Genomic DNA, 22580 nt, shown 5'->3' on the forward strand with positions numbered 1-22580 from the left:
TCATTTAGCGTTCAGCGTTCTGTTTCCCGGCTCTTGGTCTATGAACCGGCGCAGCCACAGCTCGGTGTTGAACCAGCGCCACAGGAGCAGGCGCCGATCAGCCTGGCCGCTTTGATGTTCTTGGAAGACCTGATCTACGACGGCTGCGTTCCAGTAGGGCCGCTGGCGGAAACTGGCGCTGGCGAAGACCTCACGCAGGGTCGGCTGCAGCGTCGTGCGGAACCAGGCCGCTTCCGGCGTGCCGAAAGCCATCTTGTCCTGTCGCTGCGCAATCGCTGGCGGCAGCACATCGGCCAGACCGCGGCGCAGCAGCCATTTGGTCTCGCCATCGCGCAGCATGAAACGAGCCGGCAGCGCAAAAGCGAATTCGACCAGGCGATGATCGAGGAAGGGCACACGCGCCTCGATACTGAAGGCCATCGAGTTGCGATCTTCGTAGTGCAGAAGCGACGGCAGGTGCAGCGTCGTGAGATACTGGTACATCTGGCGGCGCAGCGGATCGCGGTAGGGCGAGGGCATCTCCAGCCAGGGCTGCGGCTGCGCCGTCAGGGCTGATCCCAGCCAGGCCGGCCGCGTGCGTCCGCGACCTACCTGGATGGCGCCGCGTAGGGCGGCGGGTAAGGCCAGCCCCAGCGCGCCGGTCAGCAGAACGCGCGGCGGTACGCCATGCCGACCACGAAAGCCTTCCAGCTCGCGGCTCAGCCCGGCGAAATCGGCGTGACGCAGGTGATTGGCCCACAGGCCGGAGAAGAACGGATGATAGCCGCCGAGAATCTCGTCGCTGCCCTGGCCGTCGAGCATCACTTTGATGCCCTGCTGCCCGGCCAGCTGCATGACGCACCACTGCGCCACGATGCTGGTGGAGCCGAACGGCTCTTCCTGGCGCCAGATCAGGTCAGGCAGCAGCTCGTTGAGCGCCTCGGCCTGTGGAAAGGCAAAGAAGGCCTGTGCGCCGGTCTGCGCGATGACCTCACGTGCAAAACGGCGCTCATCGAAGGCGGGATCATCGAAGCTGGCGGTGAAGGTGCGCTGGCGCTCGCCGATCATGGCGCGATCCACGCCGTCGGCGTCGAGCAGGCGGGCGATGGCGCACACGATGGCCGATGAATCCAATCCGCCGCTCAGGCAGGTGCCGATGGGCGCATCACTCTGCAGGTGCAGGCGCACCGACTCAAAGAACAGCTCGTGCAGCCGTTCGGCAGCGGCCCGGTCGCTCAGATCATCCAGGCGTTGCTCGGGGTTCAAATCCCAGTAACGCTGGATAGCCAGGTTCCCGGCGCGGTACACGAGCCGGTGCGCAGGCGGCAGCTGGCGAATGTCAGCAAACATCGTTTCCGCGGTGTGATCCAGGTAGCCGTAAACCAGGTAATCATAAAGGCGATCCCCGTTAGGCTGGCGGGGCGTGGCTCTATCCACGAACAGCGCCTTGATCTCCGAAGCAAACAGCAGGCGCTCGGCGTTGAGGTGGTAATAGAAGGGCTTGATGCCGAAGCGGTCGCGGGCCGCAAACAGCCGCTGGCGGCGCTCGTCCCAGAGCGCAAACGCAAACATGCCCTCGAAGCGCCGCACGCAGTCGTCACCCCACTGTTCATAGGCATGCAGAATGGCCTCGCTGTCGCTGCGTGAACGGAAGATGTGGCCGGCCGCCTCCAGCTCGCTCACCAGGCTGCGGTAGTTGTAGATTTCGCCGTTGAAGACCAGCCACAGCGTGCCATCCTCATTGGTCATCGGCTGGTGTCCGGCCGGCGAAAGATCAAGAATCGCCAGGCGGCGGAAGGCCAGCCCGGCCGGCCCCTGCTGGTAGATGCCCTGGTCGTCCGGGCCGCGGTGACGCAGCAGATCCGCCATCTCTTGCAACTGCGCTTGTTCCACGGGGTGTTGATCCCTGCGACAGATGCCGGCAATTCCACACATGCGCTTCTAGCTCCTCGCCGTTGGCAACGACGCGTAGAGATCGAGCAGGCGGGCGGCCTGCGCTTCCCAGTTGTATTCGCGGCGTGCGGCCGCCAGCCCCGCGGCGCGCATCGCGGCCTGGCGCGCAGGCGCCTGCAAGATGCTGTTCACCGCCGCGGCCACCGCTGCCGGCGTCGGTTCCGTCACCGTGACTCCGGCGCCGGTAGCGCGCGCGACGCGGCCGATTTCCGGCCAGTCGCTGGCGACAAAGGGCAGCCCCGCCATCATGTACTCGAACAGTTTATTGGGCATGGCAAAGCGGTCGTTCTTGTTGCGCCCGGCCAGCAGGATCATGCCCACATCGGCCGACGCGGTCGCGCCCAGCAGTTGGTCAGCCGGCAGCGCGTCGAGCATGAAGACGCGGGATTGCAGGCCGAGTAGCGCCGCTTCCTGGCGAATCGGCTCTTGAAACGTGCCCAGGTTGAAGCCCAGGAAAGTCAACACCACGGTGTCCGGCAGCAGCGCCAGGGTCTGCACCAGCTCCAGCAGATGGCGGTCGGGCAAGACCGCGCCTTGCAGGAGCATGATGCGCTGCTCCGCGCGCAAGCCCAGGCGCCGGCGCAGATAGTCCGAGCCGGCAGCCATGTCCTGGTAGCGCGGGGTGTTGAGCACCAGGGTTGGCGGCGGAATGTGATAACGATCTGCCAGCTCGACGACGATGGACTGGCTGACGGTAATCACCGCTGCGGCCTGCCCAATCAGGCGGCGCTCCAGGCGGGCGAAGTTGCGCTGCGCCAGCGCCTGTTTGACGCGATTGGGCCAGGGGAGGCTGGCTGCGGCTGGCCCCAGCGTCATCTGATCCACGAACAGCTCGTGGGCATCGTAGACCAGGGGCGTACGCCAACGCTGCGCCAGCGCGGCCGCGGCTGGCAGCGTGTCGAGGTCGTGCGCGTGCACCACGTCCGCGCGCTGATCCGACGCAGCCGCCAGCAGCGCGCCACTGCCTCCCCAGCGCCAGAGATCAGCCGCGTGGCCCGCCATCCGCCGCCAGCCGGTCGTGTCTTCCCAGGCGGGCAGCGGCGCAGCGATGGCCGTCAGTCCCCCTGGCGCAGCCCAGCCCAAGCGGGCAATGTCGGTTGGGCGAATGTGGCTCACGACAGTCACGCGGTAACCAGCCGCGGCCAGGGTCTCGGCTTCACGGCGCACGCGATTGTCGTGCAGCAGGTTGCTGGTGACCAGCATCAGGACGTGGGTCATGGCTGCCTCCCCCGGCTGATGGCGTTCTGATTACGACTCACGGACCGGTAGAAGATGACGGCTGTGAGGAAGATGGCGCTGTAGGCGATGGTGGAGGCCCACGACGCGCCCAGGACGCCCCAGCGTGGGATGAGCAGCAAATCGAAGATGACCGTCAACACCAGCGCCAGGCCGGCGTTGACCGAATTGTAGTGGACATAACCGCGACCGGCAATTTCGTTCGTCAGCACTTTGCCGCCGCCGAGCAGAATGACGCCGGGCAGCAGGGCGAGAAGCGGTTGGTATGCGGCCAGGAAAAGGTCCGAATAGATAACCTGGATCACTTGGCGGCCGAGCAGCGCAATGAAGACGCCTCCCACCAGGGTGATGCCCAGGGTCAGCGCGAAGATGCGCGGCGTCACGCGATTCATATCTTCTGGCCGCGTCGCCGAGGCTTTGGGGAAGATGACGAAACTAACGGCGTTGGGCAGGTGCCAGAGCAGCTCGGCCAGCGCAACGGCCGCGGTGTAGATACCCACGGCCGCCGGGCCGAGCAAGATGCCGACGATGAAGAGATCAAGCCGGTAGTTGAAAAACTGCAGCAGGTTGCCCACGTAGCCGCGCAGGCCGAAGGCCAGCATTTGACCCAGGATGGCCCGGTCGTAGCGCGGCCGCAAGTCGCCCCCGGCGCGCTGCACCTGCCAGCCCAAGAGGATCATCACGCCAAGCGCGGCCCCCACCGCGGCCAGCACCCCGCCGTTGAGACCCCAGCCCAGGCCAATGACCAGCAGGATGGTCAAACCCAGGGTCAGGACGCTTTGCAAGAAAGTGATCACGTTGACGGTGCGAATGCGTTGCATTCCCTGCAGGATGCCGCTGAAGAAGCTGTTGACGATGGCGGCTGGCAGCCCCACCGTCGCCAGAACGATGAGCGCCGCGGGCACACTCGGCGCCAGGCGCTGCAGGAGGCCGCTCGCCAGGCCAAGCGCCGTCAAAACCAGGCCGCCGCTGACGCCCAGCAGAGCCAGCAGCATGGCGTTCTGGGTTACCTGGGCCACCGACAGGCGGCGCGAGCCGATGAAATAGACGTTGGCGGCTGGGATGCCGCCGCTGAGGAAGAGGGCCAGCGTGGCCGGAATCAGCAGCGCCAGGGCCAGGCTGCCTTTGCCCTGCGGGCCGAGCCAGCGCGCGACGATGGCCGCATTGGCGACGCCGATCACCAGGGACACGACCTGGGTCAGGAAAGTAGTCGCGACATTGCGCGCAAATGTGCTGCGCAGCAGCCGCAGCCCGCGTTGAACCCTAGTTTGCATCGGCAGACGCCTGCGCCACGAGGATCAAGCCGTCGCCCCAGAACGACGTGGTGCGGTAGAGCGCGGAGGCGAGCAGGCGTTTGGGCAGCGAGCGGACATAGTCGAGACCGCGGCCGAGCAGATGGGGCGAGACGCCGTTCGCGGCGCGGGGGAGGGCCGCCGTTGAAGCCGACGCCGGCGGCGCTGGTCGTCCCAACAGGCGCCGGGCCACGTTCGGCAGGCCGGCGCGCGGCTGAAAGGTGTAAGCATAGACCTCGGTCACATCGAAGCCGCTCTTGCGCAGCAGATTGGTGGCCGTGACGTAGGAAAACCAGTAATTGTGGTCGGGATGCACATACTCGACGCCGCGCAGCAGCCAGAGCAGGGTTTGGATGCGAAAGGCGTTGGGCACCGTGATGATCAGCTCAGTCTGGCCCGGCGTCAGCAGTTGGCGCGCGGCTTGCAGGAACTGGACCGGGTTGGGAAGGTGCTCGATCACTTCGGTCGCCAGAACCAGGTCGAAGGGCTGGCCGCTGAGCTGGGCCAGAATGGACGGCTCGCAGATGTCGCCCGCGATGAGATGCTCGAAGCCGTGGCTGGCGAGGAACTGAATGCCTTCCTGGTCAATGTCCACGCCCCACAGTTCGGAAGCGACGGCCGCCAGCTTCTGGTGCATCAACTCCTGGCGCGCAAAGCGCGCGTGCAGCAGGCCCGCGTCCACGCAGCCCAAGTGCAGGACGCGGCGCCCGGCCGCGCGCGCCAGAATCAGGTCTTGCCGCCCCGTCAGGAGCGGGACGACGGGGAGTTTGGTCATGCTATTCATCATCGTGAGGCTTTCTCCGTCAGCACGCTGCGATAGATTGAGTCCAATGTCTGGCCGATGGCGGCCGGTGAATAGGCGGCCGCGCGTTCGATCATGATGCGCCGATCGAAACGCTCCGGCTGCGACTTCGGCGAGCTCAGTCGAGCCGTCAGCGCCGCGGTGATCGCCGCGGCCAGCGCCGGCGCATCGCCCGGCGGCGTCAGGATGCCGACCGCGTCGTCCACGATTTCGGGGATGCCGCCCACGGCTGAGGCGACAATCGGCACACCGCAGGCCATGGCTTCGAGCAGGACGCACGGCATGTTCTCCCACTGGCTGGCGAGCACAAAGAGATCAGCCTGGCGCAGAAAGTCAGCCACATCTGCTTTTGGTCGCGTGCCATGGAAGGTGACCTGGCTGGCCAGACCAAGCTCAGCCGCCAGCGCGGTGTAGGCGGCGCGCTGCGGCCCGTCGCCGATGACATCCAGCCGCCAGCGCAGCGGCGTCTCCTGCAGGCGGCGCAGGGCATGCAGCAGATCGGGAATGCCCTTGATTGGCACCAACGAACCCACACTCACGATGCGCAGGGGATCGTTAGGCGTACGCGCCGGCGCCGGGTAGAAAAGCGTGTTGTCCACCACGTTACCTACAATCTGGAAACGCGCGCGCAGACCGTGCTCTTCAATGCCGGTCTGCAGCGCACGGCTCACCGGCAAGACCCGGGCCGCCTGCCCAAAGGCGATGCGCGCCTTCCGAACTTCGCCAGGCGGCAGCGTATGCCGCGGAAAGGCGGAGAAGTGCTCGGTCACGACAAGGGGCAGGCGGTACAACTTGCTGAAAATGGCGGCCGCGAACCCCGCATCGTAGACATGCGCATGCAGGAGATCGGGCCGAAAGCCGGCGCGGTAGACCGCGCGCAACGCCTGTCCGACGGCGACCAGATGAACGCCGAGTGACACTTTCGGGATGGGCGCGGGGCGATACCAGGCGCGCACGGTGGGCAGGCCGGCCGTCAAGACGGGATCGGTCTCCGTTTCCACCTGCCACAGCCGGGGCAGGTCCCGCCGCGGCTCCGGGCAATGCAGCACGGCCACGTCATCGAAGCGGGCGACGGCCAGCGCGTGTTCACGCACAAAGGTGCCCTCATACGGCGCGGCTGCGGTGGGATACCAGGCGGTGATGAACAGCACGTGCAGCCGGCGGTCAGGCGCGCGCGCGTCGGGCGGCATGGTCATGAAGCGACCACCTTCTGCGGCGCAGGATCGGCCGCGGCCAGCAGGCGCACGATGCGCTCCGCGGCGTGGCCATCGCCAAAGAGGGGCGCGGGCGGCGTGGTCGGCCAGGGACGCTGCGCGGCTTCGATCACCTGCGCGGCGTCGCCCCAGGCCAGGCGGTTCCAGCCGGCCTCCACGGTTTCCACCCATTCGGTCTCCGGCCGCAGGGTGACGCAGGGCACGGCAAAACAGTAGGCTTCTTTTTGCACACCGCCGGAGTCGGTGAGGATCAAGGCCGCGGCCTGTTCCAGCGCCAGCATGTCCAGGTAGCCGATCGGCTCCATCGCAATCACGTTGGCGGGCAGGGCCAGGCCGTTGTGGGTTAGCGCGGCGCGCGTGCGTGGATGCAGCGGAAAGACGACCGGCGTCTGCAGGCCGGCCAGCGCGTCGAGAATCGCGGTCAGGCGGGCCGGATCGTCGGTGTTGTAGGGGCGGTGAATGGTGGCGAGCGCAAAGCCCTGCGGTCGCAGGCCCAGGCGGCCGGCCAGGGTCGCATGGCGAGCTGCCAGCGCGCCATGCGTCTGCAGCGCATCCACCATCACATCGCCCACCAGGTGCACGCCGCGGGTGACCCCTTCGGCCGCCAGCAGGTTGACCGCGGTTTGGGTTGGGCAGAAGAGCAGGTCCGCGCAGTGATCGGTGAGGATGCGGTTGTGCTCTTCGGGCATCGTGCGGTTGAAGCTGCGCAGGCCGGCCTCCACGTGCGCCACGGGGATGTGCAGCTTGACCGCGGCCAGCGCGCCGGCCAGGGTCGAATTGGTGTCGCCGTAGACGAGCACCCAGGCCGGTTTCTCCGCCTGCAGCGCCTCTTCGATCCGTTGCAGCATCTGCCCCGTCTGCCAGCCGTGCGGGCCAGAGCCGATGCCCAATTCGTAGTCTGGGCGCGGGATGGACAGCTCGTCGAAGAACAGGTCGGACATCGCGCGGTCGTAGTGTTGACCGGTATGGATGAGGATTTCGTGGTGTTGGCGGCGCAGGGCCTGGCTGACCGGCGCGGCCTTGATGAACTGCGGCCGCGCGCCGACGATGGTGACGATTTTCAATGAACCGGACCTGTCAAACTACACATTGGCAGCCACATGCAAGCGCGATGGGCGCAGGGGAAATGGCGCGCGTCACGCGGTCGCGGCGCACATGCAGCACCAAGAGGGAATACGGGTCGAACACTACGACATCTTTGACGCCCTGCGCCAGGTAGAAGTGCGGCGCCAACTCCAGGTCCTTGGCTTCGTATCCCCGACTGACCACCTCGATCACGGCTTCCGGAATGAGCGTGATTGCTTCTTCCTCTTCTTCCGGCTCGCGACAGAAGATCGAAATGTCGGGGCGTTTCAATGAACCATCGGGGAAGCTAATGTAGACATCCGCCACGTGTACACAGCCGCAGCCGCCGTGCTCTGTCGAACTTGGGCCGCGCCGTTCAATCGTTGCGCGGATACGATCCACCGCGCGTTGATGCTTCAGGACAGGATGCGCTTCCCAGATAGGCAATCCGCCCATGATTTCCAGGCGCACCCCCAGCCGGTCAGCGTCGAGAAATTGCCGGAGCAGACCCGCTTTGGTTGTTGTCATGTGCACCTCCTGGAAAACTTCAAATTTCTCCCGTCCTATTCATCCTGTACATCCTGTAAATCCTGTCAAATGAGGACAGGATTCACAGGACGCCAGCTTATTCGGCGAACTCGTCGGGGCTAACGTCGCGCATGTACTTGGCCGGCGAACCCATCACCAGGGTGGCAGGCGGGACGTCGCGCGTCACGATGGAGCCGGCCGCAACGAAGGCTTCGGCGCCCACTTCGATGTTGGGCAGCAGCGTGACGTTGGCGCCGACGCGCGCGCCGCGGCGAATGGTGCAGCCGCCCCGTTCCTGGAACCGCTTTTCGGTGCGGCCCATGTAATTGTCGTTGGTGGTGACCACGCAGGGCGCAATGAAGCAGTGATCCTCAATCGTCACCCACGCGCACAGATAGACGCCGGTCTGCAGCTTGGTGTAGTCGCCGATGTTTACTTCGTTTTCGATTGTCACATGGCTGCCGACGATGACGAAGCTCCCGATCTGGCAGCGGTCGCGCACGAACGCGTGGTCGCCGATCATCGTTTTCTCGCCGATCGTGGTGCCGTTGTAAACGACCGCGCCCGCGCCAATGATGCAGTCCGCGCCGATGCGCAGCGGGGGCAGGCCGGGCGGCGTTTTGACCGCGCTGGTGGGCGCGGGCCGCGGCGGTCGTCCCAGCACGGCCTGGTCGCCCACCCACGTCCCCGCGCCGATGACTGTGCCCGCGTGCACCACCACGTGATGCCCCAGCGTCACGCCCGCGCCGAGGCGGACGCCCGCTTCGATCACCACATACTCGCCCATAGTCACATCCGGGCCAAGCGCAGCGGTTGGATCAATGATAGCTGTCAAAGGAAAGCTCCTGTGCGAAGATTAGAGATCAGAGATCAGAGATCAGAGATCGGGTTTGTGGAAGGCGGGTAATTTGTGGTCTCTGGTCTCCGATCTCTGGTCTCCGGTCTCCAGTCTCCAGTCTCTGGTCTCCAGTCTCCGGTCTCAAGTTCTGGACTCGCGGCGCGGCAGGGGCAGCGCGACGCGGAACTCCTCGCCGCGTTCCTCGAATTGGACTTGCAGCCCGAACAATTTGGCTTCACGCCAGACCATCGGCAACCCACGCCCTAATTTATCCACATAGCCCAGGTTTTCCATCAAACGCACCAGGATGGGATTACGGGCAAAACTGGTGCCAACCGAAAGTTTTTCAATCGTCACAGTGTTGGGCAGGCGGCCGGGGCTGATCACTTCGAGCCGATCTGCGAATAAGAAAACGCGGATGTTCGACCTGGTGATGCTGTAGTTACGATGAACGCAGGCATTGACCAGCAGCTCACGAAAAACTCGGTCGGGGTAGTGCGGCTCTTCCTGGCGTTTGGCGCCGACGATGGTTGATCCGATGACGAGATTCGCCTTGATGGCGGCCAGACATTCGTCAACCTGGCGCGGAAGTGGGCCAAAGAAGTTCTTCTTATCAATCAGGTCCGCCGACAGGTCCGTGCCCGCGAAGTGCGCAAAGGAGATGCCGCTGGCCGGAAGCAAACGTTCGGGCGCGAGACCAAAGACGAGCAAACCAGCGATGGTCGGCTTTCTCGATGATCCCAAAAGGTCGGTTGACGCCATGAGGCGTTCGCGTTCTGCCGGCGGTTCGTCGAAGAACGCAATCTGGTAACGTGTGAAATACTGGCCGATTTTATCCAGATCGAGATCGTTCAGCCGTGCACGTTCGACTTCGACGCCGTCGTAATGAAAAACCTCAATACCCCCTAACCAAATCTCGCCGCCTTCACCATTGGCGAACGCGATCATTTCTTCCGCCAGGTCGGTGGCCTTCGCGTGTTCGGTCTTGAACTCAACGTACTGATTTTCGGCCTGTGGTATGGTGATATGCATATTCTGTTAGTTGTACAGCTAAACCCATTGGTCACAAGTTAAGGTTTCCGGCGGAATGTCAAATTCGATACCTGAGCTCGTTTTGAGCACTTTTGCGGACCTCAAACCACGTATCGATGCAGAATCGGCCAAGATGTAGGCTGATAACTGCATCCACGGGCCTCTGCGAGAGGCGTCCGGCGCTCAGTTCGTGCTTTGACACCTCGCAGCAAGGCAAAACTTGTCCGAAATTGGTCCGATTTTGGCTGCTTCGGCCCTTGACAAACCGTCAAAAACCTTAACTTGTAGGTAATGAGCTAAACCATTCTTCTGGCTGCGCAATGATGGCTAGGATTTTACCACAGTGGGTGCATAAGTCGAAACTGCGGTGATACAACCCTCGCAGGGGGCTGTGGACATCACAGCGTTGACTTGCGAGGATGTCGCGCGCCTCTGAAATCGTCACCCCGCCGCAGCCCTGCGAGGGGGATCCCCTTGCGCAGGCTGCTTGCCCTCGTGGGTCACGCCTCCGGCGTGACAACGTCGTCAACCGCGAAGTTCGCTTTTCTGTGGCGACGTCGTCCGGCCAGGAGGCCGGACCTACGAAGAAGCGTGTCACGGGTTCAGGGTTAGCCGCGCCTCGGCGGCGCCGCTGCGCAAGAGCACGATTTGACCGGCGTCGTCCACGAGCGCGACGGCCAGGGTGTACGCGCCAGCAGGCGCGTCCGGCGGCAGGGTCAGGCTGTGCCAGGTGATGAGGCGCTCGCCCGCGGCCCATTCCGCCGGGCGATAGGGGAGCAGGGATTCGACGCCGGCCCAGGGACGGTCGGCGGCCAGCAGCGCCACGCGCACGTTGTAGCTGGAGTCGGCGCGGGCCGGCGGGACGCTTTCAATCTGCCAGGCCAGGGTGATGTCCACGCTGACGCCTGGCCCCGGCCGCGCGCTCAGCGTGTGGCCGGTCAGGGTCAGTCCGTTGCGGAAGGGGATGGCCGCGGCCGGGCCGCCAGCCGTCTCCACGGCCGTAGCTTGCAGCACCGTCGTCGCCGGCTGACCGTCGGGCGCGGCGCGGGCATAGATCACCTGGCGTTGCGGCAGCCAGGCGTCCAGCACGGCTGGCGGCGGCTGCGCCTGGCCGCTGAAGACGTAGGTCGCAGCGGCGCCGGCCGGCGGCAGGACGAACCCCGACCGCGCATCCAACCAATGCAGCCCAGGGTTGCGGTGGCTGAAAAATTCCGTCAGCGGCGTCTGCTCCAGCAGGAACATGATGACCGGGTGGCGGTAGAGATCCGCGCTGAGATAAACGGGCGCCGGCTGCGGATGGCCGGTCAGCCACAGTGCGCTGTCGGTCTCATGCCCGTCGAAGGCTTCGAACGCCGCGGCCGACGGCCCCCAGACGTAGAAATAGTCGCGCACGGCCAGTCCGCCGTGCACGCTCAGCGCCAGCAGCGCGGCCAGGAGGGCCAGAACGCTTCGGGTTTCTTTAAGAAACCCGAAGTCTGCTCTGAGAAACCTGAAGTCTGGCAGAAACCTGGATTCTATGACGGCCTGCAGTCCCAGCGCGGCCCAGATGAAGATGCCGGGCATGACGCCGAGCGCGCGCGGCAGGGTAGGAAAACGATCCACGGCCAGGAAGGTAGGCAGCAGGAGCAGCGGCGGCCACAGGGCCAGGAAAAGGTAGACCGGCTGACGCCAGCGGCGCAGGCAGAGGAGCAGGCCGAGCAGGGCCAGGATCGCGGTCAGCGGGTCGAAGACGGCGCGTCCCGGCAGGTTGTAGAAGGCGGCCGGATCGCCCTGCCCGGGGATGAAAAACTGCGCGACGTTGGCTAGGCCGGCCTGCGCGATGCGCGCCAGGGGGCTGGCGCCGGCCACGTCGGCATTGAATGCGGAGACCGTCGCCGCGCGAGAGGCGAAGCTGCCGGGGTGGGTGAGAAAATAGAGGCCCAACGGCGCGACCACCAGCGCGGCCGTCAGCGCGGCCAGCAGCAGGGGCTTGAAAAACGCGGCCAGCAGCGGCGCTGACTGTACCGTCCGGTCGCGGCTGCGCCAGGCCAGCGCGGCCTGCACGATCAGGAAAATGACGAGCGCAAAGGGCGTGAAACGGCTGGCGGTGTAAAAATAGACGCCCGCGCCCAGGCACAGCCCGCACAGCAGAAACCAGCGCGTGCGGCCCGTGTTGACGCCGCGCCAGAACGCGGCAAAGGCCAGCGCGGTCCACAGCGTGGTGAAGATGCCGCGGATGCCGAAGCGGCTGAAGTGCAGGTGCCAGTAGGATGCGGCGGTGTACGCCGCGACGAGGAGCGGGAGCCAGGCGTCTAGCGGCCGGGCCGAGGCGCCGCGCCCGCGGGCGCTGACGACTTCGTGGCCGAGCCAGGCCGCGGCGGCGACGGCCAAGATGCCGGCCAGGATGGAGGGGAGGCGCACGGCGAACGGGGTGACGCCAAACAGGCGCAGGGAGGCGGCCACCAGCCAGATGTGGCCGCCCTCACGGCCGAAGTTGGCCGGGAAGAAGATGGCGCCGCGGCCGGCCAGCACATCGAGCGCATCCAGCCCGTTGACCGCCTCATCGCCAAAGAGGCCGGGCGGGAACTGACCAATGTGCCAGAAGCGTAAGAACGCCGCCAGCGCCAGGATGAGGAGAAGAAGCCAACCGGCGGCGCGGTTGGCAATCGGATGCTTCATGCCAACGGCGCGAAGACGTCATCCACGGCGACGCGCCAGCCAGGCAGGACGCGCGAGGTAGCCACTTCGCCCTTGCCCCAGGCGCCCAACGCCTGGTACGTGTTGCCTTCCAGGCCGTAGACTTCAATCGTCATCGCCTTGGGGTCCACCAGCCACAGTTCCGACACCCCAGCCTCTTCGTACGCCGCATATTTGATGAACCGGTCATGGCGCGCGGTGCCAGGCGACGAAATCTCGACAACCAGGTCGGGCGCGCCGGTGATCGCTTTGGGTGTGACAATGTCCGCGATGCGCGCCTGGCGGACGAAGAGAAGATCGGGCTGCACCGGCGTGGCGACGCCAGTCATGATCACATCCAGCGGTGCGGCGAGGACGAGCCCCAGCTTGTGCTGTTTGACGAAGGTCATCAAGCTAAACCCTAGTTCGGCCGATACGTGCTGGTGGTCTACGGTGGGCGACGGGGTCATGTACAACACTCCTTTGATCACTTCGTAGCGGTTGCCATCGTCTGGCAGGCGCGCGTAGTCCTCGTACGTCCATTGCCCCGGCTCCGGCCATGTCATTGGCGGCAGCAGCGTCAACGCGGGCGTGGTGCGAACCACGCGCGGCGGTCGTCTGACTTCGATGGTCATGCTGAATCCTCCTTGTTACGGCGCAACCGTCCCCACGACATAGCGATGGTGCGCCCAGATGGCTTTGACCTGCCACGGCAGCGGCGCGTGATCGAGCCAGGCATACTTGATGACCCGATCGTAGAGGTCCGGCTGCTGACCCAGGTAGTAGGCCATCGTGGACCACGTCCAGTGGTCGCCGCTGAATTGGCTCTCCAGTTTGGCCGAGCGGATGCCCAGGCGCTTGAGCACCTCGTTGGCCGGCATGACCGTGTCCGGCCAGGGCGGCACGTCGAGGACGCCTTGCTTGACCACGCGCACGCCCTGGCCGCGCAGGACGCGCTTGACCAGCCCGATGTTCACCCAGCGCTCGTCCACGGTGGGGAAGAAGTCGCGATCAATCAGCAGCTTGCGCATCCAGTAGCCCACCTGCAGGTTGTTGGGCATGGCGACGAAGACGACGCGGCGGCTGACGCGCGCCAGCTCGGCCAGGAGCTGGGAAGCGTCGGGCAAGTACCAGAGCGCGGCCCAGCACCAGGCCAGATCGAAACTGCGGTCGGCAAAGGGCAGCGCGCCCCAAGCCGCGCTGTCCAGGGCCACCGGCGTCATGGGCAGGCCGAGTTCGCCCCAAATGCGCTTCACCCCGGCCAGGCGCTGCGCGTTGTCGTCCACCAACGTGACCTGGCAGCCGGCCTGCGCCAGCCCCACGCTGTTGATGCCGCTGACGCCGGCCATGCCGTAGAGCGGCGCCTCCAGCACCGTCTGGATATTGAAGCGCGCGCGCAGGTCGGCCAGAAAGTCGTTCAATACGAAGCGCTCGTAGACCAGCCCCAGGCCCTCATTGTAATCGGTCAGGTACTTCTGCCACACCGGTGGTTGCACAGCGCTATTTCGCCTTTCCGTTGAACGAAACGACCAGGCGGTCTTCCTCATACTTGGCGCCGCTGACCGCCAGGTTGGCCAGGGCGCGCGGCAGGCTCAAGTTGCGCTTCCAGTTGCCGATGTGCACGATCAGCTCATCGGCCAGGCTGCGTGTTAGCTTGATCTGGTTGCGCTCCACGAACGGCAGCGGCAAGGACAGCTTGTAAACGCCGTTTTCCAGCGTCACTGCCTGCGAGTTGCCGACGTAGAAGATGCGGGTCGGATCCACGTTCTCGCCGAAGACAGAGGCCGCCATCCGCCGCAGCATCTCCAGCCCCACGACTTCCTGGTCGAACAGGGGCACATCGAAGATGGGCAGCGGCTCGAACGATTCTTGCACCAGGTTGTGATAGCGCGCCTGGGCCTCTTTCCAGGCCGTGAAATAGCCATCGGTCACCGCGGTGGGCAGCATCCGGTTGCAGACCACCGCATCGGTGGCATAGCCGTAGAGGTTGAGGTAGGTGTAGGCGCGCTGCGCCTCTTTGACTACCATCTTTTCCGGGTTGAGCACCAGGCGCACCGAGGTCAGCTGCGGGTCGGTGAGCAGTTTGTTGATCTTTTCCAACTGCACGATCAGGTCTTCGGCTGAATCGAAGAACTCCTCGCTGGGCAGCGGCATGTCGGTCATGCGTTTGATGACTGGCGCGGCCGCCTTGATCATGCGCCTTTCCCAGGGAAAAATCTTGTCCAGGTACCAGCGCGCCAGTTCGGGGAAGGCCAGCAGCTGCAGGGTGGCGCCGGTAGGCGCGCAGTCCACGATGATCACATCGTACTGCCCGCTGTCGGCCAGCCAGTTGATCTGCATCAGGCTGGCCAGCTCTTCCATGCCAGGCAGGACCGAGGTCTCCTCAGCCACCAGCTCGTCCATGCCGCGCCAGGCGAAGATGGCGGAGATATACTCCTGCACCTTGCCCCAATGGCGATCCATCTGATGCAGGAGATCAATCTCCTGCCCCCACAGGTTGGGCGCAATCGCGACGGGGTCATTGCCCAACGGCCGGTCGAACGAATCGCCCAGACTGTGGGCCGGATCGGTGCTGAGCACAATCGTACGCAAGCCGCGATCGGCGCAGTGTACGGCCGTGGCCGCGCTGATGCTCGTTTTGCCCACGCCGCCCTTGCCGGTGTACAGAATTATTCGCACATTGCCATCCTTGTGGCCCGCGGCGGAGGGCCGGCATCATGCCGTCTTCCGAGCGCTGGGCGGTCATGTCAGAAATACGTAACGGGATTCTACTCGAAACGCGGGGAATGGTCAAAGCCCTCGGCGCTGTGGGTCAGCCGGCCGCGGCGGCCGAACTTGATTGACTTTCTCACGCGGTAACGCTATACTAACGACGAGGCGGGGATATGGGTAGGAGAGTAGAGAATGATACAGGGTGATCTTGTGTGTCTGCGGCCAGTGAAACAAGCCGACCTGCCTCTTTTGGAAGCCTGGCAGAACGATGTTGAGATTCAAAGTGAGTACAACTCGTTCGGCCTTAAGCGTTTCGACAACCAGGAGCGAGCGTTCGCCGAGCACGGCTTCCTGACCGATCAGCTCAGCACCCTGATGATTGTCACGCAGGCCGGCGAGCCGGTGGGCACCATGAGTTTTCACCAGGTGCACTACGGCCCCAACAGCGGCAGCCTGGCCTACAACATTGGCCTGAACATCCTTCCCGCGCACCGCGGCAGGGGTTACGGCACGGAAGCGCAGCGACTCCTGGCCGAATACCTGTTGCGAACCTACCCCATTGTGCGGGTCGAGGCCTCGACCGATGTCACGAACCTGCCCGAACAACGCTCGCTGGCGAAGGCAGGGTTCACACGCGAGGGTGTGCTGCGCTCGGCGCAGTGGCGCAGCGGCGCCTGGCATGACATGGTGCTCTACAGCAAGGTGCGCGGCGAGTAGACCCACGCAGCCGGTCGGTTCACCGTAACCCGTCATTCATCGTTCCGAAGGAGGTCAGTATGTCACGCGAACTCTCTACTCTGCAGCCAACGGCTCAGTCTGGCTCCAAGCAGTTGAACACTATGATGCGACGCACTCAGCGCAGCCAGGTCGACGCCATGCGGCGTCTGGCCGAACGCTTAGTTGCCAATTTGGAGCAGGATGGACTCAAAAAACTCATTCAGGGTTTTCAGGAGTTTGCCGTTGATTATGCCACCACACTTGACCAAGCAAACGAATCGGGCCAGCTCTCGTTCCTTCTGCGCTCTGGCATCGAACGCCTGCTGCAGGAATGGAATATCTTGAGCCGTGCGTGCGAACAGCGCAATGAGCCCAATGTGGAGGACAGACAGCAGAGCGTGCGCAATTACCTGGAGACGGCGGACAGGCAGCTCAGCGGCGCGTGCGAACAGCGCAATGAGCCCAATGTGGAGGACAGACAGCAGAGCGTGCGCAATTACCTGGAGACGGCGGACAGGCAGCTCAGCGGCTACTGCAGCCGTTGGCACCCGCCTGCGCATTCCTCCTACACCTCACTACGAACGCCCGTTGCCTACTTCGAGAAGCTGTACCGCATCTCGCGCGCCCTCTTCCATCCCGAGATTCCCATGGTGTCAATCCCGCTGTCCGATTATGATGCGCCCAAGCGCTGGCAGGCCCTGGCGCATGAAATGGGGCACCACATCTTCTGGAATGCGGTCACCCTTGATGAGTTTGTTCGCCTCCAAGACGGTATGCGCCAGGCTCTAGCGGAGGCGCTTGGCAAGAAACTTGGCGTGATAGGTCATCGCACAAACGAGGAATCAGTTGTGAAGCGGCTGAATCTGTGGAATCTTTGGCTTGAGGAGGCATTTGCCGACATCTGCGGGGTTCTTTTCGCTGGTCCGCGGTTCGCTCTCTCAGCGCAGGATTTAGCAGCCTCATCTGTTTCCAAGGATCAGGACTTGATTGGTAGGAAGGATGATGTCCATCCGTCCCTGTACCTGCGGCCTTTGATTGCGCTCCAGGTTGTACGCGAAATCGCCGAAAGAAGCCCACGCACTGATTATCGCGACAAGTTGCTGGCATGGGCTGGCAAAGGTCAGGAAGTGACGCGCGGACGCATTCCGAGTTTCGAGGATCAGTTGAGCTCGAAATCAGCACGCCAGACGCAGCGATCCGTCAGCGGCGAGTATGATCTGCCACTAAATTTGCCGTCGTTATCTGATCGCTGGTTGGCGTTTGCACCCGATGCCGGTCAGAAGCCACATCCAGGCGCCCTTGCCACGCTGGATGATTTGGCCAGCGACGTGCCGATTATCGTCCACGCTCTCCTGAATGAGCCGCTGTGGCCCGATGACAAATGCTTATGGGACCTGGTTTGTTGTTATGCCGGGCAGGAGTGTAGGGACGAGGATAGGCATAAGACGATTGATGACGACTTGGCGGATCTTGATCAGATGAACTGGGATGCGTTGCCAGACATCAGATCACCGATAGTTTATCCTAACATTCCACCGACTTCCCCCGACGCTAACTCCGATTTCGGGAGGATATTGTCACATCTCGTGGCTATCGTCCACGCTGCAGAGACCATCAAGCCTGATGCGAAAGCAGAGGTCTTTTGGAAGTTGTTTGCAGCCATGGAAATCGAAACCAACGCCGGGACTTTGCATTCCCACCCGGTGGAGGATATCGTCAGTCACGCGCACAATTTTCCTGACCCTCCTATTTTAGGAAGAGCGAGTATCAGCGTGACTTGGAAACACTATCATGACGCATTTGGCCGTCTAATCTGGGTGTGGTAGCCTAACGCACCACGTCAGCCAAGAACTTACGGTCCTGACTCAAGCAGGCATGGAACTGCATCTGCTCCAAGAAACGCTGGTAGGCGTGTTGATCCTGGTACCAGGCTCCCCGCAGCACCTGCAATCTCGGAGGGTCATCTATCTGCGGTATGCCAAGATACTCGGTCATTTTGGCGCTAATTTGGGTTGCGCTGGTACCGGGTCTGCCTCTAATAGCCATATAATAGTATATCCAGCAGTATCTCGTTAGCACGGATTGACCGTTGAGCGCTTCCGCACGTTGGCAAGCAGTCTTTGCCTTGTCAAAGTTGGAGTTCGTGTGGCGTTGCAGATTGCTGTAGTTCGCACGTGCTGATAACTCGATATCGGTTTCTCCTTGCTCTGCTGCCAGTCTGATTGCACTGTCCAGATAGTCTTGGCCTGACATTGCAAAGATATCTTGTTTTTGTGCCTTGCTGAACAATGCCACACCCAGGTTGTGAAACGCGGCACTCCAATTTGGCTGCTCCGTTGTTAGCGCCGAGAAGAGGACAATTGCATCCTCATGACGCTCATCAAACAGCATCGCGTTCGCTCGCAGCAATTGCAGCTCGCGAGTTTGCACAGACGTCGGTAGCGCCGCAATTTGCTCGCTAGCTTGCGAATAGTCGCCATGTTGAAACGTAACCAGCGCGACTCCCGCGCTGAGCACCTCACTCAGCCCTCCGCTGACCTTGACATTGAGTGGTTGAAACAGGTCCTCTGCATTGCGTATAGCCGACAACTCGAAAGTTGCCGCCAGGTTGGTGATGGCCGAGCTGGTGTCACATGCACCACGCATTATCAGGTCAAAGCCTTCTGGCTGACGCCATGTGCGGAGGATGTTGGCAGACGTTTGTGTGATGACGGCACCTGCAGAAACGAGGGCGGTCTGCACCTGCACAGAAGTTTCGTCCGGACATTCGGCCAACGACTGTAGCGCCACCCGCACGGGTTCACGGGAGGCCTGACAAGTGGCAAACGTGGGTAGGGGCGTCAATGGCGGCCCCAAGCTAAGCCATAAAGCTCGACCGCCCCATCCGACCAAAGCCAGCGCTATCAGCCCGCCCAGGCCAATCAACAGTCGCTGGCGCCCCTTCGGCGCCGCGGCTGGCGGCACGCGCAGGACCTGATCGGCAAAGGCTGTCACCTGGGCAGGATTCAGCTCGCGCACCAGCGCCAGCAGGCGCTCGGTCTCGCCGCGGCGCTCCGCCTGTTCCAGCAGAATCTGTGTCTTTTGCTGGCGCGTCAGACTCGCGGTAAAGTAGTTGTCATAAATCTCACGGAAATGGTCGAACACGAGGGTGTTGAGCTCGTCATCGCTCAGCGCCTGGTTGAGTAGATCACGGATGGCGGCGGTGTTATAGCGCATGGATGAATGATCTCCTACGAGTAGAGCACGCGGCGTTGGCTGGCGCGTGCAGCAGGCGACTTGTTTGCTGGAAAGCCATGTGGGGCGGAGCTTACTGCACCCCAGTATACACCATGCCGCATGACCAGGCAAGATCACTCATTTTCCGTGGCCGCGTTCACGCCTCCACTCTCATGCTCACCCCCGCCGCGATCATCAGCCCTTTTTTCACAACTTGGTAAATGATCCATTTTCGCTTATACTGGAGCATGTTCAACGCTCGCCGCAGTTATCTGGAGGAGACTCATGCTGGTCAAAGAACGAATGACGGCCAATCCGATTACGGCCACGGTCAACACCTCGCACAGTGAAGCGGTGGCGCTGCTGCGCCACCATCGGATTCGGCGCCTACCGGTGCTCGACCTCGAGGGCCGCCTGGTGGGCATTGTCGTGGAGAAGGACATTCTCTCGACCGCGCCTTCGCCAGCTGCCAGCCTGAGCATTTACGAAGTCCACGCGCTGCTGAGCAAGCTGCGCCTGGCCGACATCATGACGACGCCCGTGCTGACGGTGACAGAAGATTGCCCAGTCGAAGAGGCCGCCCGTATCATGATCGCGCACAAAATTGGCTGCTTGCCGGTGATGCGCGGCCGCGACCTGGTCGGCGTCATCACCGAGACCGACATCTTCGAGACGCTGGCCGAGGCCCTGGGCGCCGGGGCCGCGGGCTTGCGCATCGCGGTGCGCCTCCAGCGCCATCGCGGGATGCTGCATCGCCTGACCGGGTACGTGGCTGACGCCGGCGGCTCCATCGTCACCATTCTCACCATCAACGAAGCGGATGGAGAGCATAAACGGGTGACGCTCAAGATCGTAGGCGCGCAGCCGGATCAACTGCAAGCCGCCCTGGCCGGCGACGCCGACGTGAATGTGACCGACCTGCGCGTGGTGGACAAGCCGTTCGAGCCGCTGCTCCTGGGGGTATGACCAGGCGCCAGGACAGTACCTTGCCCTCATGCGATTGTTCGCAACCAGCATTTGAGAGTTGAACCATGCTAACGCAAATCCAAATTCGTAACTTTAAGAAGCTGGACGATGTGAGTTTCGATCTCGGCAAGTCCGTAGTCTTAATCGGACCAAACAACTCCGGTAAGACAACCGCTTTGCAGGCGCTGGCGCTGTGGGACATCGGGTTGCGGCGCTGGAACGAGAAGCGCGGCGCCAAGGTCTCACCCGAAGAGCGCCCGGGAGTTACGATCAATCGCCGAGACTTGATTGCCATTCCGATCCCAGATGCGAATCTCCTATGGCGCGATCTGCACGTGCGCAGCATCGCCGGACGGGGAACCGGCCAGCAGAAAACCCAAAACATTCGCATCGAGATAGTGGTGGATGGCGTGACCGACGGCCGGTCCTGGTCATGCGGGCTGGAGTTCGACTACGCGAACGACGAATCTTTCTACTGCCGTCCGTTGCGCGTCAACCATGACGACCCGCCTAGACGCATGCCGGTTCCTCCGGAAGCCGCGACTACAAGGGTCGCTTTTCTGCCTCCCATGTCTGGGTTGGCCGACCGGGAATTCATCAAGCAGACCGGGGAGATTGGTGTGCTGGTTGGGCAAGGCCAGACTGCGCAGGTCTTGCGTAATCTATGTTACCTGGTCTACGGGGAGTTGGCTGCGGTCGCGCAGGAGATCCCGCAACTAAAGGAGGCGCGCCCTTCGTATGGGGAGCGACAGCCAGAGTTCGCCGGGTCTCCGGAATGGAAAGAACTAACTCAACATATTAAGCGCCTGTTCGGAGTGACGCTGCTGCCACCTACCTTCATCAAGGAGCGGAGCGAGCTGACCATGGCCTATCTGGAGACCGGCGGCGCCAGGCTAGACCTGTCCTCAGCAGGGCGGGGCCTGCACCAAACGCTCTTGCTGCTGGCCTATCTCTACGCGAATCCCCAGACAGTGCTGCTCTTGGACGAACCTGCTGCGCATCTCGAAGTTCTGCGTCAACGCCAAACCTACCAGCTGATTGCCGAGGTGGCGCAGAGACAGGGATCGCAAATTGTTGCGGCCAGCCATTCTGAGATTGTCCTGAACGAAGCGGCCGGCCGTGACACGGTCATCGCTTTCGTGGGTAAGCCGCATCGCATTGACGGCCGGGGCAGTCACGTGCTCAAGGCGCTGACCGATATCGGCTTCGACCAGTATTATCAGGCCGAGCAAACTGGCTGGGTCTTGTATGTCGAAGGGAGCAGCGATCTTGCCATTCTCCAGGCCTTTGCCGCCACCCTCGATCATCCCGCCGCCAACGTGCTGGAGCGCCCTTTCGTGACCTACGTTGGCTCGAATGTCCCACAAAAAGCTCGCGAGCACTTCTATGGGTTACGAGAGGCCAAGTCAGACTTCGTCGGCATTGCGATCTTCGATCGCCTGGACAGGAAGCTGCAGGAAGGCCAACCTTTGCTGGAACTTATGTGGCAGCGTCGCGAGATCGAAAACTACCTCTGCCTGCCCGACGTGCTGACGGCCTATGCGCGCCATGACCTGCCTGATGACCTTTTTGGCCTTGCGGAGCAGGAGCGGCGCGAGCTTGCCATGCATGCAGCCATCACCGAAGTTGCGCAGGCGCTTGAGACATTGGGGAGGCCTGGCCCCTGGTCCTCTGATATCAAGGCCAGCGATGACTTCCTGGATCCTGTTTTCGATCGCTATTTTCGCAAGCTTGGCTTGCCCAATCTGATGCGCAAGTCCGACTACTACGTTCTGGCTCGCCTGGTGACCCGCGACCAGCTTGCACCCGAAATTGCCGAGAAGCTGAATGCCGTCGTGCAGATCGCGGACAGCGCCCAATCGAGGAGAGATTGACGGGAAATTTGTCCTTTGTTCATCCTATGCTACAATGCCGAAGAGCCGCAAGAACGGCTGCAGACGGCAAGGCGATGGCGCATTGACAGCGTCTCTGCCATCTTCGCGATCTTGGCGTCTTGGCGGTTCTATAAATCGTTGTACCATACCGGCTGACCAACCCTGGCCGGCATCAAAGGAGCGACATCGTCGCGTGCTGAAGACATTCTGGGAAAACTTCAAGGCCGTGATGCGCGCGATTGGCAATTTCCAGGCGCGCGTTATTTTGAGCCTCCTGTATCTTGTGCTTGTGCTGCCAACTGGCGCGCTGCTGCGCCTGTTCTCAGACCCGCTCCAACTGCAAGACCCTGCGGACGCCGCCACGTTCTGGACGGCACGTGAGCCGTTGAACGAAACCCTCGACGGCGCCCGTATGCAGTCGTGATGGCGCCCGGCCCTGTTGGCGGCCGCGCGGCTGTTCGAGTGATCTCCCGCACTCCATCCTAACCAGGCAGACCAAAC

The 22580-nt window shown here is 62.9% G+C and carries 20 protein-coding genes; 6 read left to right on the plus strand and 14 right to left on the minus strand.

Annotated elements, in window-relative coordinates; all coding sequences use genetic code 11:
* The 13 genes from asnB to ACPQ6D_RS21020 form a co-directional block, all read right to left on the minus strand.
* Positions 1–1914 carry an asparagine synthase (glutamine-hydrolyzing) gene (gene asnB / locus ACPQ6D_RS20960; RefSeq protein WP_423226301.1) on the minus strand — a complete coding sequence of 638 codons (1914 nt, stop codon included), beginning with the start codon at positions 1912–1914 and terminating at the stop codon, positions 1–3.
* Between the two features lie 6 nt (positions 1915–1920).
* Positions 1921–3150 (minus strand): glycosyltransferase, encoded by a 1230-nt coding sequence (locus ACPQ6D_RS20965; RefSeq protein ID WP_423226302.1) that lies wholly within the window; start codon positions 3148–3150, stop codon positions 1921–1923.
* The gene (locus tag ACPQ6D_RS20970; protein WP_423226303.1) at positions 3147–4442 is read right to left on the minus strand and encodes a flippase; all 1296 of its coding nucleotides are present in this window, start codon (positions 4440–4442) and stop codon (positions 3147–3149) included. The genes ACPQ6D_RS20965 and ACPQ6D_RS20970 overlap by 4 nt, the downstream gene beginning before the upstream one ends.
* Entirely contained in the window at positions 4432–5235 is an 804-nt protein-coding gene (locus ACPQ6D_RS20975) for a class I SAM-dependent methyltransferase (protein WP_423226304.1), read from the minus strand. Before ACPQ6D_RS20975 ends, ACPQ6D_RS20970 begins: the two co-directional genes overlap by 11 nt.
* Before the next feature lie 8 nt (positions 5236–5243).
* Positions 5244–6458: a glycosyltransferase gene (locus ACPQ6D_RS20980; protein ID WP_423226305.1), complete on the minus strand. Its 1215-nt coding sequence runs from the start codon at positions 6456–6458 to the stop codon at positions 5244–5246.
* Entirely contained in the window at positions 6455–7540 is a 1086-nt protein-coding gene (wecB, locus tag ACPQ6D_RS20985) for a non-hydrolyzing UDP-N-acetylglucosamine 2-epimerase (protein WP_423226306.1), read from the minus strand. The genes ACPQ6D_RS20980 and wecB overlap by 4 nt, the downstream gene beginning before the upstream one ends.
* A gap of 13 nt (positions 7541–7553) precedes the next feature.
* The gene (locus tag ACPQ6D_RS20990) at positions 7554–8048 is read right to left on the minus strand and encodes a Uma2 family endonuclease (RefSeq protein WP_423226327.1); all 495 of its coding nucleotides are present in this window, start codon (positions 8046–8048) and stop codon (positions 7554–7556) included.
* A 118-nt stretch (positions 8049–8166) separates the two neighbouring features.
* Positions 8167–8904, minus strand: a complete 738-nt coding sequence (locus ACPQ6D_RS20995; RefSeq protein ID WP_423226307.1) for an N-acetyltransferase — start codon at positions 8902–8904, stop codon at positions 8167–8169.
* Between the two features lie 144 nt (positions 8905–9048).
* The gene (locus ACPQ6D_RS21000) at positions 9049–9939 is read right to left on the minus strand and encodes an ATP-binding protein (RefSeq protein WP_423226308.1); all 891 of its coding nucleotides are present in this window, start codon (positions 9937–9939) and stop codon (positions 9049–9051) included.
* A 594-nt stretch (positions 9940–10533) separates the two neighbouring features.
* Positions 10534–12597, minus strand: coding sequence for an ArnT family glycosyltransferase (locus ACPQ6D_RS21005; protein ID WP_423226309.1), 2064 nt, complete (start codon positions 12595–12597; stop codon positions 10534–10536).
* The gene (locus ACPQ6D_RS21010) at positions 12594–13229 is read right to left on the minus strand and encodes a Uma2 family endonuclease (protein ID WP_423226310.1); all 636 of its coding nucleotides are present in this window, start codon (positions 13227–13229) and stop codon (positions 12594–12596) included. The genes ACPQ6D_RS21005 and ACPQ6D_RS21010 overlap by 4 nt, the downstream gene beginning before the upstream one ends.
* Before the next feature lie 15 nt (positions 13230–13244).
* Positions 13245–14090, minus strand: coding sequence for a class I SAM-dependent methyltransferase (locus ACPQ6D_RS21015; protein ID WP_423226311.1), 846 nt, complete (start codon positions 14088–14090; stop codon positions 13245–13247).
* 4 nt (positions 14091–14094) lie between these two features.
* Positions 14095–15273 (minus strand): ArsA family ATPase, encoded by a 1179-nt coding sequence (locus ACPQ6D_RS21020; RefSeq protein WP_423226312.1) that lies wholly within the window; start codon positions 15271–15273, stop codon positions 14095–14097.
* Positions 15274–15311: 38 nt separating this feature from the next.
* On the opposite strand from ACPQ6D_RS21020, the gene ACPQ6D_RS21025 reads away from it, so the two are divergent.
* From ACPQ6D_RS21025 to ACPQ6D_RS21035, 3 genes are all read left to right on the plus strand, one after another.
* Positions 15312–15437 (plus strand): hypothetical protein, encoded by a 126-nt coding sequence (locus tag ACPQ6D_RS21025; RefSeq protein WP_423226313.1) that lies wholly within the window; start codon positions 15312–15314, stop codon positions 15435–15437.
* A gap of 61 nt (positions 15438–15498) precedes the next feature.
* Positions 15499–16023, plus strand: coding sequence for a GNAT family N-acetyltransferase (locus ACPQ6D_RS21030; protein ID WP_423226314.1), 525 nt, complete (start codon positions 15499–15501; stop codon positions 16021–16023).
* A 59-nt stretch (positions 16024–16082) separates the two neighbouring features.
* Positions 16083–17849, plus strand: a complete 1767-nt coding sequence (locus ACPQ6D_RS21035; RefSeq protein ID WP_423226315.1) for a hypothetical protein — start codon at positions 16083–16085, stop codon at positions 17847–17849.
* A 1-nt stretch (position 17850) separates the two neighbouring features.
* Here the strand turns inward: ACPQ6D_RS21035 and ACPQ6D_RS21040 are convergent, their stop codons facing one another.
* Positions 17851–19239, minus strand: a complete 1389-nt coding sequence (locus ACPQ6D_RS21040) for a hypothetical protein (RefSeq protein ID WP_423226316.1) — start codon at positions 19237–19239, stop codon at positions 17851–17853.
* 285 nt (positions 19240–19524) lie between these two features.
* Between ACPQ6D_RS21040 and ACPQ6D_RS21045 the strand changes: the two genes are divergently transcribed.
* The 3 genes from ACPQ6D_RS21045 to ACPQ6D_RS21055 all read left to right on the plus strand — a co-directional run bounded on the left by ACPQ6D_RS21045 (position 19525) and on the right by ACPQ6D_RS21055 (position 22503).
* Complete coding sequence (locus ACPQ6D_RS21045) at positions 19525–20205, plus strand: CBS domain-containing protein (protein WP_423226317.1); 681 nt, start codon at positions 19525–19527, stop codon at positions 20203–20205.
* A gap of 65 nt (positions 20206–20270) precedes the next feature.
* Positions 20271–22079 (plus strand): AAA family ATPase, encoded by a 1809-nt coding sequence (locus tag ACPQ6D_RS21050; protein WP_423226318.1) that lies wholly within the window; start codon positions 20271–20273, stop codon positions 22077–22079.
* A gap of 193 nt (positions 22080–22272) precedes the next feature.
* Positions 22273–22503, plus strand: coding sequence for a hypothetical protein (locus ACPQ6D_RS21055; protein ID WP_423226319.1), 231 nt, complete (start codon positions 22273–22275; stop codon positions 22501–22503).
* The last annotated feature ends 77 nt before the right edge of the window (positions 22504–22580 follow it).

The organism is Candidatus Amarolinea aalborgensis, assembly GCF_900491745.1.
Classification (GTDB): Bacteria; Chloroflexota; Anaerolineae; order SSC4; family Amarolineaceae; genus Amarolinea; species Amarolinea aalborgensis.